This is a genomic window from Planctomycetota bacterium (assembly GCA_016872555.1).
Taxonomy (GTDB): Bacteria; Planctomycetota; Planctomycetia; order Pirellulales; family UBA1268; genus F1-20-MAGs016.
In genome coordinates, this window is sequence record VGZO01000001.1 from 63,483 (window position 1) to 77,708 (window position 14,226).

At 72.9% G+C, this 14,226-nt stretch carries 12 protein-coding genes and 1 pseudogene; 7 read left to right on the forward strand and 6 right to left on the reverse strand.

Going from position 1 to position 14,226, the window contains the following annotated elements; translation table 11 throughout:
- Window positions 1–527: 527 nt before the first annotated feature.
- Window positions 528–707: pseudogene (locus FJ309_00315) on the forward strand (hypothetical protein).
- 1,067 nt (window positions 708–1,774) lie between these two features.
- On the forward strand, window positions 1,775–2,773 hold the full coding sequence (locus FJ309_00320; GenBank protein MBM3953060.1) for a hypothetical protein: 999 nt from the start codon (window positions 1,775–1,777) through the stop codon (window positions 2,771–2,773).
- Between the two features lie 44 nt (window positions 2,774–2,817).
- Here the strand turns inward: FJ309_00320 and FJ309_00325 are convergent, their stop codons facing one another.
- Together FJ309_00325 and FJ309_00330 are read right to left on the reverse strand one after the other, a co-directional pair.
- Window positions 2,818–3,696, reverse strand: a complete 879-nt coding sequence (locus FJ309_00325; GenBank protein MBM3953061.1) for a sugar phosphate isomerase/epimerase — start codon at window positions 3,694–3,696, stop codon at window positions 2,818–2,820.
- 247 nt (window positions 3,697–3,943) lie between these two features.
- Window positions 3,944–5,356, reverse strand: coding sequence for a hypothetical protein (locus FJ309_00330; GenBank protein ID MBM3953062.1), 1,413 nt, complete (start codon window positions 5,354–5,356; stop codon window positions 3,944–3,946).
- Window positions 5,357–5,486: 130 nt separating this feature from the next.
- Here FJ309_00330 and FJ309_00335 point away from each other — a divergent pair, with 130 nt between their 5' ends.
- The 4 genes from FJ309_00335 to FJ309_00350 all read left to right on the forward strand — a co-directional run bounded on the left by FJ309_00335 (window position 5,487) and on the right by FJ309_00350 (window position 8,708).
- Window positions 5,487–5,921, forward strand: a complete 435-nt coding sequence (locus tag FJ309_00335; GenBank protein ID MBM3953063.1) for an aminoacyl-tRNA hydrolase — start codon at window positions 5,487–5,489, stop codon at window positions 5,919–5,921.
- A gap of 104 nt (window positions 5,922–6,025) precedes the next feature.
- Window positions 6,026–6,844 (forward strand): DNA helicase UvrBC, encoded by an 819-nt coding sequence (locus FJ309_00340; protein MBM3953064.1) that lies wholly within the window; start codon window positions 6,026–6,028, stop codon window positions 6,842–6,844.
- A gap of 269 nt (window positions 6,845–7,113) precedes the next feature.
- Entirely contained in the window at window positions 7,114–7,449 is a 336-nt protein-coding gene (locus FJ309_00345; GenBank protein MBM3953065.1) for a hypothetical protein, read from the forward strand.
- A gap of 143 nt (window positions 7,450–7,592) precedes the next feature.
- A complete protein-coding gene (locus FJ309_00350; GenBank protein ID MBM3953066.1) occupies window positions 7,593–8,708 on the forward strand; it encodes an aminopeptidase P family protein in 1,116 nt (371 codons plus the stop codon).
- Window positions 8,709–8,717: 9 nt separating this feature from the next.
- Here the strand turns inward: FJ309_00350 and FJ309_00355 are convergent, their stop codons facing one another.
- Window positions 8,718–10,877, reverse strand: a complete 2,160-nt coding sequence (locus tag FJ309_00355; protein MBM3953067.1) for a hypothetical protein — start codon at window positions 10,875–10,877, stop codon at window positions 8,718–8,720.
- Between the two features lie 265 nt (window positions 10,878–11,142).
- On the opposite strand from FJ309_00355, the gene bioB reads away from it, so the two are divergent.
- The gene (gene bioB / locus FJ309_00360; GenBank protein ID MBM3953068.1) at window positions 11,143–12,231 is read left to right on the forward strand and encodes a biotin synthase BioB; all 1,089 of its coding nucleotides are present in this window, start codon (window positions 11,143–11,145) and stop codon (window positions 12,229–12,231) included.
- On the opposite strand, the gene FJ309_00365 is transcribed toward bioB, so the two are convergent.
- Genes FJ309_00365 through leuD form a run of 3 tightly spaced genes read right to left on the reverse strand, consistent with a single transcriptional unit; the run spans window position 12,213 to window position 14,202 of the window.
- A complete protein-coding gene (locus FJ309_00365; GenBank protein ID MBM3953069.1) occupies window positions 12,213–12,545 on the reverse strand; it encodes a hypothetical protein in 333 nt (110 codons plus the stop codon). The two genes, bioB and FJ309_00365, sit on opposite strands and share 19 nt — an antisense overlap.
- Window positions 12,542–13,564 (reverse strand): hypothetical protein, encoded by a 1,023-nt coding sequence (locus FJ309_00370; protein MBM3953070.1) that lies wholly within the window; start codon window positions 13,562–13,564, stop codon window positions 12,542–12,544. The genes FJ309_00365 and FJ309_00370 overlap by 4 nt, the downstream gene beginning before the upstream one ends.
- Window positions 13,561–14,202: a 3-isopropylmalate dehydratase small subunit gene (gene leuD / locus FJ309_00375; GenBank protein ID MBM3953071.1), complete on the reverse strand. Its 642-nt coding sequence runs from the start codon at window positions 14,200–14,202 to the stop codon at window positions 13,561–13,563. Before leuD ends, FJ309_00370 begins: the two co-directional genes overlap by 4 nt.
- Window positions 14,203–14,226: the final 24 nt, after the last annotated feature.

Sequence of the window (14,226 nt, forward strand, 5' to 3'; positions counted from 1 at the left end):
GCCACATGCCGGTGTAGCCGCAGTGGAGGAGGATCGCCTGGCTGACGCGGAACTGCGCCCCGAGCCGCCATTCACCGATCGGGGTGAACGTGAACGTGTGCTCGGCGGAGTTGGTGGCGTTCTGCTGGCCGACGCCGTAGATCTGCACGAGGATCGGATCGCCGGTGATGTTGGCCTGCGAGTTCGACAACGCCGACTGGGCGACGACGTTGGCCGACACGAAGGTCGTGCGGAAGTAGTCGGCGGCCAGCGAGTCGGGGAAGTTGGAGCCGCGGTAGATGTTGTTCTGCCAGTTGAAGCCGGCGGTGAACTTGAGGTCGCTGGACACGGTCCAGCGCCCCTGCGTGGCGGCCATGTTGATCGAGAACTCGGGCCCGACGATGTTGTTGCTGGTGTAGGTCTCCCAGCCGCCGTTCTGGAGGGGGGCCCCGAGGCCGCGGTTCTGGAGGTCGTTGGTCGCGATCAGCTGGTCGAGTCCGGCGCTGCCCAGCCCGCCGGTGGCGAACCCACCCTGGCCGAGACCGTTGAGACCGCCGCCCGCACCGCCGCCGTTGACACCACCGCCACCACCGAGCCCACCACCGCCACCGCCGAGCCCACCACCGCCACCGCCGAGCCCACCGCCGCCACCGCCGCCGGCGTTACCGCCACCGCCACCGCCGCCACCACCCGTCGCGCCAGCCCCCCCGAATGGGAACTGGTACTGACGGCTCCGGTAGGAGAGGTCATACCGGTCGGCGACCTGGACGAAGCGCGGTCCGAGGCCGAACTTCCACGCCGAGTTGGTGCCGGCATGGCGGACCTGCCGCTGGATCAGCGCCGCGACACCGCCGCTCTGGATCCGCGTCGAGTTGGTCTGTGTGAAGCGCTGGCTGATGAGGTGGTCCGGGGGCGGGCTGGTGGTCGTGATCGTCGACACCGTCTGGCTGACGTTGACGTTGCCCACGCCGCCGCCGCCGTTCTGCGGCGAGTCCTGCTCGAACTCCTGCTCCGGGGTGTTGACCGCGAACTCGTTGACGGTCGTGAAGCTCTGCGACTGCGGGCCGCTGTCGAAGTACGAGATCAGCACGCCCTGGTCGTTGTAGATCCAACCGCCCTCGAAGCGGTTGCCCCAGCTCATCTTGGTCCGCATCCAGCTGGTGTCGAGCGACAGGTTGAGCTGGTCGGTGCCGTAGATGATCACGCCCGAGACGCTCCCCGGGGCGTTGTTGAGCTGCTGGGCGACCAGCGGGTTGAGCGGCTCGACCGGGAAGAACTGCGTGTTGCCGACCGGCACCACGCGGGGCACGGTGATGCCCCAGTAGAGCCGGTCGTAGCTGAAGAACAGCCCCTCGTCGGCCTCCGGCCAGATCTCGTATTCCTGGAGATCGGGGGGCGCGAACAACTGGAAGTCGTAAAAGTTCTGATCCGGCAGGAGCGGCAGCCAGTCACCGGCCCGCGCCGTCGCGGTCGCCGTCCAGGCGGCCCCGAGGAGGCAGAGCAGTCGCGATACGCGTGAGAGCCGCAAGTGTGTGGCCATCGCAGTATGTCCTGGGGAGCAGGAGCGGGTCTTCCGCGTCTGCGGATTCCTCCCGAGGTATCGGTCGTGCGGGTCGACCGAGTTGACGAAAGTTGGTTGACCCTGCCGGCGCGGCTGACCCTGCCGACCGTGCCGGTCGCAAGGCTGGCAGCATGGGCCGACCGGGGTATCCTGCATGGTGGGCCGGGCCCCTCCCGGCTCATCGAATGCAGGGTCGTCGCTGGATGGGACCGTGGAACCCGCGGGAGACGAGGCATGTGTGGCGGATGCGGCAAGGTGGGGAAGAAGGCAGTGGTCGTGCTGCTGGCCGTCGCCGGGGGAGCGGGCCTGGCGGCCTTCGCCCAGCGCGGCCAGGTGACGCGCGGTGACGAGCCGGCGGCGGTGGCCGAGAAACCCCACGGCGCCCGTGCGGCGGCGGACGAAGTCGGTTTCATCCGCCTCCTCCGCGACGAGCGCGGCGACCCGGTGTCGCTGGACACGTCGGTCGTCCATTACCGCGAGCGGCACCCCGCGGCCGGTCGTGCGCCGCTCGAGGTCGATCTCGTCGGCGCCGTGCACGTCGGCAACGGCTCCTACTACGCCCTCCTCGACCGGCTGTTCCGCGATTACGACGCGGTTCTCTACGAGCTCGTCGCCCCCGACAACGCCCGGATCCCGCAGAAGGGGCGGAAGCCTTCGGGGATGATCGGCTCGGCCCAGCACGGCCTCACCGGAGTGCTGGGGCTCGAATTCCAGCTCGAAAAAGTCGACTACACGGCCGCCAATTTCCTCCATGCCGACCTGTCGCCGAAGGAATTCGACGCCGCCATGGAGCGGCGCGGCGAATCGTGGTGGTCGATGTTCGGCAAGATGATGCGCGAGGGGATGAAACGGGCCGAGCGCGATGCCGGCCGGGGAGGCGGCGACGTCGGCGTCGGCGAACTGTTCGGGATGCTGTTTTCGTCGGATGCCGCCCGGGCGGTCCGCCTGCGGCGGATGATGGCCGAGCAGTTCACCGACATGGACGTCCTCACCAGTGCCTTCGGCGGCGAGGACGGGTCGACCCTGATCACCGACCGCAATGCCGCGGCGCTCGAGGTCCTCGGCGAGCAGATCAAGGCAGGTCGGCGGCGGATCGCGATCTTCTACGGCGCGGCCCACATGGAAGACTTCGACCGCCGACTGCGTACCGATTTCGGCCTCGAACCGGTGGAGACCGACTGGGTCGAGGCTTGGGACCTGAGGATGCCGGCTGCGAAACGGGCCGGCCGCTGACCGGCAGAGGGCGCGGGCCTGGACTCCGCCCGCGGCGCCGGCCGTCAGTTGACCGCGGCGGCGGTGGGGCGCGGTGCACGGATCCGCGCCGGCCGCGCCACGACCCGCTGCCCGGCGGCCTCGAGCGACCAGGCGTCGGCGACGCGCCGGACGCGGCCGAGGACGCCGTCGTAGCCGAGGCATTCGACGGTTTCACCGACGGGGTCGAACTCGAGATCGCCCTCGTAGCCCGCGGCGACCAGGGCGCCGACGACGTCCGCCAGTGGCAGTGCTCCCAGGCCGGGGGGCAGGCGTTCCCCGGCCGCGCACGGCGTGCCGGTGCCATCGGCGACCTGAACCACGGCCAGGGCCGCGGCGAGATGCGGTAGCGCGGCCCGAAACGCCGGGTCGGCCGCGAATTGCCAGCAGTCGAGTGCCAGGCCGACGGCCGGGTGATCGCATTCCTCGACGAGCGCCGCGGTTTCCGCCCACCCGCCGAGGAGCCCGCACCCGGGGGCGACGGCGGGATGGAACGGCTTGAGGGCCAACGTCACCCCCTTCGCTCCCGCCAGCGGGGCGAGGGCGTGGAGGGCTTCGCGCACCAGGCGCCGGGCATGGCCTACCGTGTGGCCCCCCCGGCAGCCAGTGTGGATCACCAGGGTGGGGCATCCGAGGAAGGCGGCCTCGGCGATCGCCTCCCGGGCGTCGGCGAGGCTCTCGCGGAACGACCGGCCGTCGCCGCCGGTGAACCCTCCGGCCGACTGCAGGCTCGACACCCGGATCCCGGACCGCCGCAGCAACGAGCGGACCTCGTCGGTGCCGAGATCGGAGACCTTGGTCCGCCACAGTCCGATGCAATCGAACCCGTGCCGGACGAGATGCTCGATCTCGCGGCACAGCTCCCAGCGGAGCGTCGTGATCTCACTGATCGAGGCGTGCAGCATGGAACCGTCACCCACTCCACGAACCGGTCGGGACGTCGCGCCGTCGCGCCCTTCCGAACCCCTCGGCACCGGACTGGGCGAAGTATGGGACGCCCCCGCGAGGGCTGTCCAGAGAACTTCACGACCCGCCGAAACGCGGCCGCGGCGCTCGTCGGGAGACCGCGCGACGGCGCTGGTCGGCGCGGTCCTTCGACCTCTTGACAGCCGCGCCGCGGAGGCGCTTCGACGGACGGCTGCGGTGCCCGACTCACCCCGCCAAATCGACGCACACCAGCCGGCCGCGGCCGCGCACCAGGAGCAGCCCGCGCGCGATCACCGGTGCCGCCCAGCAGGGAGGGACGAGCAGCTCGCGCCCCTTGTCGAGCAGCCGGGTTCGTGAGACCTCCGCGAAGCGCTCGGGCGTCGCGCGCACGAGGAGCAGGTCGCCGTACTCGCCGAGGACGACGAGGTGGCCGTCGACGAGCGCCGCGCTGGCCCGGCCGAGCCCCGGCTCGGCCCACGCGATCCGCCCCGTCCGCCAGTCGGCGCAGACGAACTGGGCGTCGCCGGCATTGCGGCCGCTCGACCCGTAGACGTGCCCGTCGTGGACCACCGGTGTCGCCCAGTGGGCCCGCAGCGCCCGGGCGGGGCGGCTGGCGGGTGGATCCTCGCGGACCACCGCGAGCCCGTCGCCCGCCGCGTCGAGGAGCACGCTCCCCGGGCCGTAGGTCTCGGACAGGAGGATCTCGCTGCCGACGACGACCGGGTTGGCGGCGTTGACACTGAACAGCTCGTCGGCGCGGAACGGGTGACTGGCCAGCACGGTGCCCGCCGCGGGATCGACGAGCAGCAGGCGGTCGCGCATCCAGGCGACGATCCGCGGTCGGCCGGCGATCGTCGTCGCCAGGGGCGAGCTGTAGCTGGCCAGTTCGGCGCCGGCCCGCCACCGCTCCGCCCCGGTCGCGAGGTCGAACGCCACCAGGCCGCTGTCGAGCGGGCGCACCGTGTCGAGACGGTCCGGGGCCACGGGGCGCGATCCCGGTGGGCTGCCGCCGACCGGCACGACGACGAGGCGCTCGGCGCCCTCGAGGAGCGGCAGCGGCGCGGCGCCGACGCCGAAAAAGTTGCGGATCACGTGGTACCGCGCCGTCGTGTCGACCTCCCAGCGCGGGGCGCCGTCGTCGAGGGCGCGGCACACGAGCCGACCTTCGGGGTCGTAGCTCACCACCGCGTCGTCGGCGATCACCGGTGCCGTCCGCGGCCCGCCGTCGTATCCGAACATGTCGACGTAGGCGGACGGGGCGAGCTGCTGCCAGAGGACGCGCCCCGTTTCGGCGTCGAGCGCGCGGAGTCGGGTCTCGGGGCCGACGCGGTCGAAGATCACCACGCGCCCCCGGGCGACCGCCGGTGGGCCGTAGCCCTCCCCGAGCTCGACGTGCCACGCTACCTTCGGCCCGGCGGCGGGCCACGGCGTCGGCAGTGGGGCAAAACTGCTCCGCCCGTTGCCCGAAAGCCCGAGGAACACGGGCCAGTCCTCGCCGGTGCGGGGGGAGAGATCGGCCGGAACCGCACCGTCGGCCCGGAGCATTCCCGCCAGCCCGGCGCCCCCCATGGCAGCGAGCAGGGCGCGGCGCGGTTGGACGGGGGAACGCGTGCGATCGCGGGAGCGTCGTCCGGACATCGGTGTGGTCTCCTCGGCCGTTCTCCACCGCGGCTGCCGCCGGTCCGGGAAACCCGCGGCGTTTCCCGCGGTCGCCCGAGTGGACACAGGCCATGGACGGCTTTGTCCACGGACGGATAAGGTACAGCCGATGGCACTTCCCAAGGAGATCCCCGTTGCCGGTGGCCGCGTGGTGATCCCCGCCGCGGCGCTCGACTGGCAATTCGTGCGCTCCAGCGGCCCCGGCGGCCAGCACGTCAACAAGACCGCCACCAAGGCCGTGCTCCGCTTCGCGCCGGAACGGTGCCCCGGCCTCGACGCCGCGGCCCGGCAGCGGCTCGCGGCGCGGGCCGCGGGGCGCCTGGCGGCCGACGGGGCGGTGTTGATCACCAGCCAGGTCCACCGCGAGCGGGCGCGGAACGTCGCCGACTGCGTCGCCAAACTGTCCGCGCTGGTGGCCGCGGCGCTGGTCGTGCCGCGCCGCCGCCGTCCGACGCGCGTGCCGCGGTCGGCGGTCGCCGACCGTCTCGACGACAAGCGGCGGACCGCCCGGAAAAAGTCGCTGCGGCGTGGCGCCGACGGATGACGCCGCCCGCCGCCGAGGGGCCCAGGGCGTTGCTATACTCAGTCGTGAAGGATTCGCACCCCGTGCCGCCGCCCGCGCCGGGGTCCCTCGACGACGAGACGCCAATGCCCTCCCCCCGCGACATCGACAGCGTTCTCAAGGGCTGGGCTTTCAATCCCGGCGAGGTCAGCGCCCGCCTCGTAAAGACGCGTGCCGGCCGGGAAGTCTTGCAGATGCGGGTCGACATGGGCCTGCTGCAGATGGAGACCGAGCGCCGCCCCGACGGGATGTTTCCGCACGGCGCCGAGACGTACTACGACTACCTCGTCGGCGAGGCGATCCGCGCCGGTGACACGTTCCGCCTCAGCCGCGAGCAGTGCGCGGAGGCGGACCGCGAGTTCGTCCAGTACTACCACCGCCGGATCTGCTGGCTGTCGCTCCGCGAATACCGCCGCGCCGCCCGGGATGCCGACCACAGCCTCGCCTTCATGGACTTCGTCCGGCAGCATTCCCCCGACGACGAATGGACGCTGTCGCACGAGCAGTACCGGCCGTTCGTGCTCTTCCACCGGGTCCAGGCCGGGGCGCTGGCGGCCCTCGAGGAGAAGCGGCCGGCGATCGCGATCAGCGAGATCAACGCCGGGCTCGACCGGTTCCGCGACCTGTTCGCCCGCTACGACGCCGCCGACCGTTATTCGGAGGACGAGCTGGTCCGTCGCCTCGAACAGATGCGTGAGAGCGTCCGCGAGCGCTACGACGTCGGCCGGACGCTCGACGAGCAGCTCACCGACGCCGTCCGCGCCGAGGACTACGAGCGGGCCGCGCAGCTCCGCGACGCCCTCCGCGAGGTCCGCGAGACCTCCAGCGTCGACGCCCCCCGGGGCGACCGTCGCGACGAAGCGGATCTCGACCCGGACTTCGGTGCCGACGGCATCCCGTTTTGACGGCCAGGCCCCCGTGCCCCGGCGACGACGGCATTGCAATTCTTGCAAACCGCTCGACGCCCCACGGTCTCCGCAGCCGTCACTCCCTTCCCTGCCCCCGCCGTCGCCCGTGAAGCTGGGCTGACGGCGCGGGGAGCACGCACCGTTTCGCGACGCCTTCGGCATTCCGGCGGCGAATCTTCATCCGGCATCGAACGTGCATGAAGTTCAGGGGCCGACGCGGAGCGACTGCCGCGTGGCCCCGAACCGTCGGAAGCAGGAGTCCCACGATGCCCGTGCTGTCCCCCGCCCGACCCGCGCGCCCTGCATCGCCGTTCATCACCGGCACGCTCACCGTCGGCGACGCGCCGGCCGCGGTCCGTTGCCTGCCGATCCGGTCGATCGCGGTCGTGCTCGAGCCGGAGCTCGCCTCCGCCGAGGGCGCCGACGACGTCAGCCGTGCCTGGATGGCCCTGGTGGCCGAGCCCGGTCTGGAGAGCGTCGTCGCTCCCGATGACGACGACCTCGAGGCGGTGGCGGAATCGCTGATGGCCCTGCCGCCGCGCCTCCGGCGCCGTCAGCGGGCGCTGCCCACGCGGGCGCTGGTTTACGGCGCCGGCGGCTGAGCCGCGGCCGGGCGGGAGCCACCGCCGCGCCACCGCGTGGCCTGCCGGCCGGCTACACTCTCACCGCCCCCTCCGGCCGACCGCGCCGGCACCGGGGGACGGAGCCGGGGGACGGTCGCTGCCGCCCGGCGGAGTCTCGCCCGATGGATGGCAAGCCCTGGCTCGACCCGGCTGCCTGCCGGCAGCGGCAACGGCGGTTGCTCGAGCGCCTCGCGCCGCTCGACCTCGACGCCGTGCTCGTCGTCCTGCCCGAGCACGTCCAGTACCTCACCGGGCCGCGCTGGGACTGGCGGTTCGCCCCGCTGGTCGGCCTCGACGCCGCCGGGAACGCCCTGCTCGTCTGCCCCGACCGCCCGGCCCCGCTGGCGGCCGCCGACGAGATCGTCACCTACGAGGCGAAGTGGCGCTCGACGCTGCGGATGGACCAGCGGCAGGCCAGCGCCGCTGCGGCTGCCGGCTGGCTGGCGGCGCGCGGGCCGCTCCGCCGCGTCGGCGTCGAATGGTCCGCCTGCCCGCCCCATGTCGGTCGGATGCTCGGTTCGGCGGAGCTCGTCGACATCGAGCCGCACCTCGTCGAGGCACGGCGGAGGAAGGACCCCGACGAGTTGGCCCTGCTGCGCCAGGCGATCGCCGCCACCGGGGAGATGTACCGCGTCGCCCGCGAGATCGTCCGCCCGGGTGTCTGCGAGCTGGATGTCTTTTCGGCGCTCCAGGCCGCTGCGGTGCGCTCCTGCGGCGAGATGCTCACCGGCACCGGCAACGACTACGCCAGCGGCCTCCGCGGCGGAGCGCCACGGCCGCTCGACTGCCGGGCCGGTGATCTGTTCATCCTCGATCTCGGCCCTGCGTTCCGCGGGTATTTCGCCGACAACGCGCGGACGCTCGCCGTCGACGGCCGTCCGACCGACCGGCAGCTCGCCGCCTGGGAGCACGTCTGCGGCGCGTTCGGGATCGTCGAGCGGATGGCCCGCCCCGGCGTCCGCTGCCGCGACATCTACGCCACGGTCCAGGAATGGCTGGCGGCCGCTCCGGTCGGGAGCTGGTCGAGCCACCTCGGGCACGGCATCGGCCTGTTCGTCCACGAAGCGCCGCACCTCAACCCGGCGTGGGACGACACGCTCGCCGAGGGGGAGGTGATCGCCGTCGAGCCGGCCCTGTACGGCGAGGGGCTCCACTGCGGGATCCGGCTGGAGAACGACTACCTCGTCACCGCCGATGGCCTCGAGCTGCTGTCGCCGTTTCCGCTCGGTCTCGCCTGACGGCCGCGCTCACGGCGATTCCGGGGCGGTCACCGTCACGGTGCCGTCGGTGCAGAGCGGTGCTTCGAGTTCGGCACACGACAGGTCGATCCGGTAGTCGACTGCGGTGGCGACGACCCCGACGGCCCGGATCGTCGCGGTGGCCGTTTCACCGGCCTCGATGCTGGCGATCGCGTCGAACGCGATCACACCCGGGGCGAGGCGTGCCGCGAGTCCTTCCGCGACCACCGGCTCGATCCCCTCGGCGAAGAACACCCTGGCGACCACGCCGCGGATCGTCCTGTCACTGGCGTTGTGGATCGCGATCGTGAACTCGAACGGCGCGTCGACCCCGATCGTTTCCGGCAGGCCGGTCAATTCCAGCGCGACGCTGTCGGTGGCCGCCTCGGCGGCCGCGGCCTCGTCGCGGCGGGGCTCTTCGATCGCGATCGCCATGCCTCCGGCGGTGGTGACGGCTGCGGCTGCCGCCGTGCCGGAGGTGGCCGGCGCGGCGCCGTCATCCGCCAGTGGTACCGAGGCGCTGGCCGGGTCGACGGTGCGGGCGATTGCCGAGGTCGTCGGGAGGGGGGCACCGGTGCCGGCCGATCCCCGGATGTCCGGCGTCCGCCCCGCGAGGTGCTGGGGGCGGGCCTGCCGGCTCGGCGCCGGCCGAGCGGCGACGGCACCCGCCTGGGGCGCCGTGCGCGGGATCAGGCCGAGCGGCCGCGGCAGGCGGTTGAACGCGCCACGCAGCCGGTCGATGAGCAGTTCGCGCTGCGGTGCGGGCGGGTGCCGGGCCGCGGAGTGCTCGGCGAGGTGCGTGCGCGGGACCGGTGCAGGAGCGATGGCGGCCGGCGTGCCGGCATCGGTCGCCGCGACGGCATCGGTCGCCGTGGCCTCGTCGCCGGGGGCCGGATCGCTGGCGGCGGCATCGTCAGCGATGGCGATGGAATCGGGGGCGGCGGCCGGGTCGATGGTCTCCACCGGCGCGTCGCTGTCGATCGGCCCTGCCACCAGGGCATCGGTCGCCCGAGCACCGGCGAAGGGCTCGTCGGCACCCTGCTCGTCGGTGGACGATTCGGTCGGCGATTCGGTCGGGAGTGCCGGGTCGCCGGCGACGAGCGCGAGCACCTCGGCTCCGGCCGCCGTGGTGCGATCGCCGGCGTCGGGGTCGATCGTCGCGGTCGGGGTGGACTCGGCCACGACGGGCGCTGCGATCTCGGCGGAGTCGGCCACCGCAGACTCGGCACCAATTTCGGCCGCCACCCACTGCACGGTCTGGTCCCCCGTGGTCGACGAGTCGGCGACGACGGTCTCGGCGATCACCGGGGTGACGGCCTCGGCGGGCTCGACGGCCGGGCCATCGGCGACCGTGATCGGCGCGGTCGTCGGACGGCGCGACGCGCTCCGCGGCCGCGGTGGCTGCACCTGGGCCTGGCGGGTGCGGGCCGGTGCGGATGGTTGATGGGTGTGGGCGACGGAGTCGCTCCCCGAGAGCAGGCCGAACGGACGCGGCCAGCGGGCGAGCGTGTCGCGGAACCGGTCGAGGATCGGAGTCGACGACGGGGTTTCCGGAGGGGCGACGAGCGCTGCGTTGACACGGGGAACCGGGACCACCCGGCGTGGCGTTGCGGCGACCGCCGGCTCGGGGATCGCGTCTGCCGGTGGCACGTCGTCGGCGCCCGCGAGCGGATCGGCGGCGGCGATCACGGGCACCGCAGCCGTGGGCTCGAACGCATTCTCTTCCGCGGCCGGTGCGATGACGACGACGAGGGCTTCGTCGAGCTGCCCGGGGAGGGCGATCGCCGGGTCGATCGACTCCGGCGGATGCGGCACGTCGACGACCAGCGCGGGATCGGTGGGCAGCGCCGGCGGTGCCACGGGCAGCGCCGTGGTGGTTTCGGCCGTCGCCGTGCCGAGCGTGTCGCCGAGCGGGGCGACGACCGCGGCTGCCGGCTCCGTGCCGGGGATCGGCCATTCGGGACCGGAGGTCCGGATCGGCTGGTTGGCGGCGGCGATCCGCTTCGCCAACGGCTTGCGCCCCGTGGCGGCGGTCGCTTCGGTGGATTGGGCGACGACGGAGTGGGCCTTCTGCTGGGGCCTCTCCGCGGCTGCCGCGGGCGCCATCGCGAACGTCGCCGCGGACAGTGCCGCAGGCAGGAGGGTCGCGGGAAGACGGTGGCGGAGCATGGCTGGCACGTCCTCGGATGGGGCAGGTCGTTCCCTGGGTGTATCGGTCGATCCGAAGTCAAAGCTTTTGCGGGTAACGCCGGGCCTGCCCGGATCACCGGAATCTCCGCCCCCGTCGGCACCTCCGCCGGCGATGCCGGGGAAACTACGGGGACTGTTCCGGCGCCGCCCCCCTCGCCTACATTCACCGGCCACGGCCGTTCCGGGCCGCCGCCGCGGAGCACCCGACCGGCGTCCGTGCCGTTCGTCTCGAGGAGGAATCTGGATGAGCACCGTTCCCGTCGCCCCTCCCGGGACCGTTCCGCTGAACCCGCCGTTGCCGGCGGATTCGCCGTCGATCCCCTCTGGAGGGTGGATGGGCCTCGCCGAGCGCGTGCTCGCCGGGGACGGGATCAGCCGGGAGGAGGCCCGCGCCGTGGTCACTTCGGCCGACGCCGAGCTCCTCGAGGTCCTCGCGGCGAGCTACCGAATCCGCCGCCGCCATTTCGGCGACACCGTCCAGCTGTTCTTCCTGATGAACGCCAAGAGCGGGCTGTGTCCCGAGGACTGCGGCTACTGCTCGCAGTCGAAGATCTCGACGGCCGACATCCCGCGATACAACCTGCTCGCCCCCGACACGATCCTCGACGCCGCACGGCTCGCGGCCGAGCGGCAGGCGAAGACGTTTTGCATCGTGATCTCGGCGCGCGGACCGTCGGAACGTGAGATCGACGCGGTCTGCGCGATCGTCCCGCAGATCAAGGCGCGCCACGAGCTCAACGTCTGCGCCTGCCTCGGGTTGCTCACCCCCGGCCAAGCGCGGCGTCTGGCCGACGCCGGAGTCGACAAGGTCAATCACAACCTCAACACCAGCGCCCGCTACTATCCGTCGGTCTGCAGCACCCACACCCACGCCGACCGTGTCGCCACCCTCGCCGCCTGCCGTGACGCCGGCCTCGAGCTGTGCAGCGGCGGGATCATGGGGATGGGCGAGGACCCCGACGACCTCGTCGACATGGCCTTCGAACTCCGCGCCCTCGGCGTCGAGTCGATCCCGCTCAATTTCCTCACCGCGATCGACGGCACGCCGCTGGGGGGCAGCGCCCGGCTCACGCCGCGTGATTGCCTCCGCGGGCTGGCGATGATGCGGCTGGTCAATCCCGCCTCCGAGATCCGCGTTGCCGGTGGCAGGGAGATCCAGCTCCGCAGCCTGCAGCCGCTGGCGCTGTACGCCGCCAATTCGATCTTCGTCGGCGATTACCTGACGACGAAGGGGCAGCCCCCGGCCGCGGACGAGGCGCTGATCGCCGATCTCGGCTTCACGATCACCGGCGGCCCGGAGCGCGGCGCGGGCTGTCAGTCGTCGGCACCGTGAGCGCCCAGTTCCATCAGGAGCTCGGCCATCTCCCCGGCGGCGTGGTCCTGCCCCTGGCGCCGTGCCTCTTCGATGCCGTCGCGGAGGAAGCGCCGCGCTTCGGCGATCCGGCCACTGGCCGCGAGGTGGCGGCCGGCCATGTGGAACGCCGGCACGTAGGCCGGGGAGGCCGTGGCCAGGTCGGCGAAGATCGCCGTCGCCGCGTCGATCTCCCCTTCCTGCGCCATCTCCAGCGCCAGGCCGTAGCGGAGGAACGTGTCGCCCGGGTCGTCGCGGAGCAGGGCCTCGATCCGTTGGCGGCGTGACGCGGTCATCGGCCCTCCTGCGGCGCGGCGGCGGCATCGGCCGGCCGGTCCGGAACGGTGATCCTCACCAGCCCGCCGCTGCCGTCGGTGTGGCTGACGATCACAACCTGCCGGGGCAGGCACACCAGCCCGTGTGCCGCTCCGACACGGGCGACGCACACCGGGCGGCAGGTCTGTCGGACCCCGGTCAACTCGGCGTCGAGACGCCACAATCCCGGCGGATGTGTTGCCGACCCCTCGACTCCGGCCAGCGCGAACAAACGCCCGGTCTCCGTGTCCCAGGCGACGTCTCTCACGCCGGGGAGGCCCGTGTCGAGGGCCATCAGCGCCCCGCCCCCCGAGGACGCGTACCACTCCAGCCGCGCCGCGGCGTCCGCCCCGGGTGCGATCGTGAACACGACCCATTCGTCGCCGGGGCCGAACGTCAGCGCCGCCACCTCCCGGCCGTCGAGCGCGGGGCAGCGGCGCTCCGACGGAGCGTCGAGGCGGACGCCGGTGATCCGTCCGCGGAGGATCGGCGGTAGCGGCGCGGGCAGGCCGACCACGGCGAACAGCGTGCGCGACGGGCTGATCACCAGATCGACGTGCCGGCCGGCGCTGTCGCCGTCGGCACGGCCCAGCGCCACCGTCTGGAGCGTGGCCTCGGCTCCGTCGGTCCCCGGGGGGCGGACGCGGTGGGCACGCAGCGCCCATTCCCCGCCGTCGTTCCAGAGCACGAGCATCGTGCTCGAGTCGAGGCTGGCGATCGCGGCCACCGTCCCGGGGACGTCCGCGGCGCCCCCGTCGGCGCCGAGGGCGGTCCAGCGTTTCGTCGGTTCGGCCGGATCGGCGGCGACCATCCGGCGGCGGGACGGATCGAGGAACGACAGCGTCTGTCCCGTCCGGGTCACGGTCACCGGCCCGGCGGTGTCGAAGCCGTCGAGCGGCGTGACCGTGGCCGGCTGCACGTCGGCGCCCCACGACCGGCCGACGAGCCCCCCGGCCACTGCCGCCAGGCCCGCACGGAAAAATCCCCGGCGGGCGTTCATGGGGACGACGCCCCGGCGCCGGGGGCGATCCCGTGGGCCCGCTCCCAGGCGTCGATCTCCGCGCCGTGTGCCAGCGACAGGGCGATCGAGTCGAGGCCACGGAGCAGGCAGTCGCGGCGGAACGGGTCGACCGTGAACGAGCGCTGGAAGGGAGCGTCGCCCGGCGCGTCGACGGCCACGGTGCCGGCGGCGAGGTCGATGACGGCTCGGAGCTGACGGCCGTCGCGGGCCGCGACCGCCGCGCGGCGAAACAGCTCCTCGACGTCGGCATCGGCGAGGGCGATCGGGAGCATGCCGATCTGGAAGCAGTTGGAATGGAAGATGTCGGCGAAGCTCGGGGCGATCACCGCACGAAAACCGTAGTCGGCCAGCGCCCACGGGGCGTGCTCGCGGCTCGAGCCGCAGCCGAAGTTGCGCCGCGCCAGGAGGATCGTCGCCCCGGCGGCCTCGGGGCGGTTGAGCTCGAAGGCCGGATCGGGGCTGCCGTCGGGACGGAAGCGCCAGTCGAAGAACAGGAACCTGCCGAACCCCGTGCGCTCGATCCGCTTGAGGAACTGCTTCGGGATGATCTGGTCGGTGTCGACGTTCGCCCGGTCGAGCGCGGCGACGACCCCGGTGTGGACCGTGAACGGCTCCATGTCGCTCCCCTGAGTGGCTCCTCT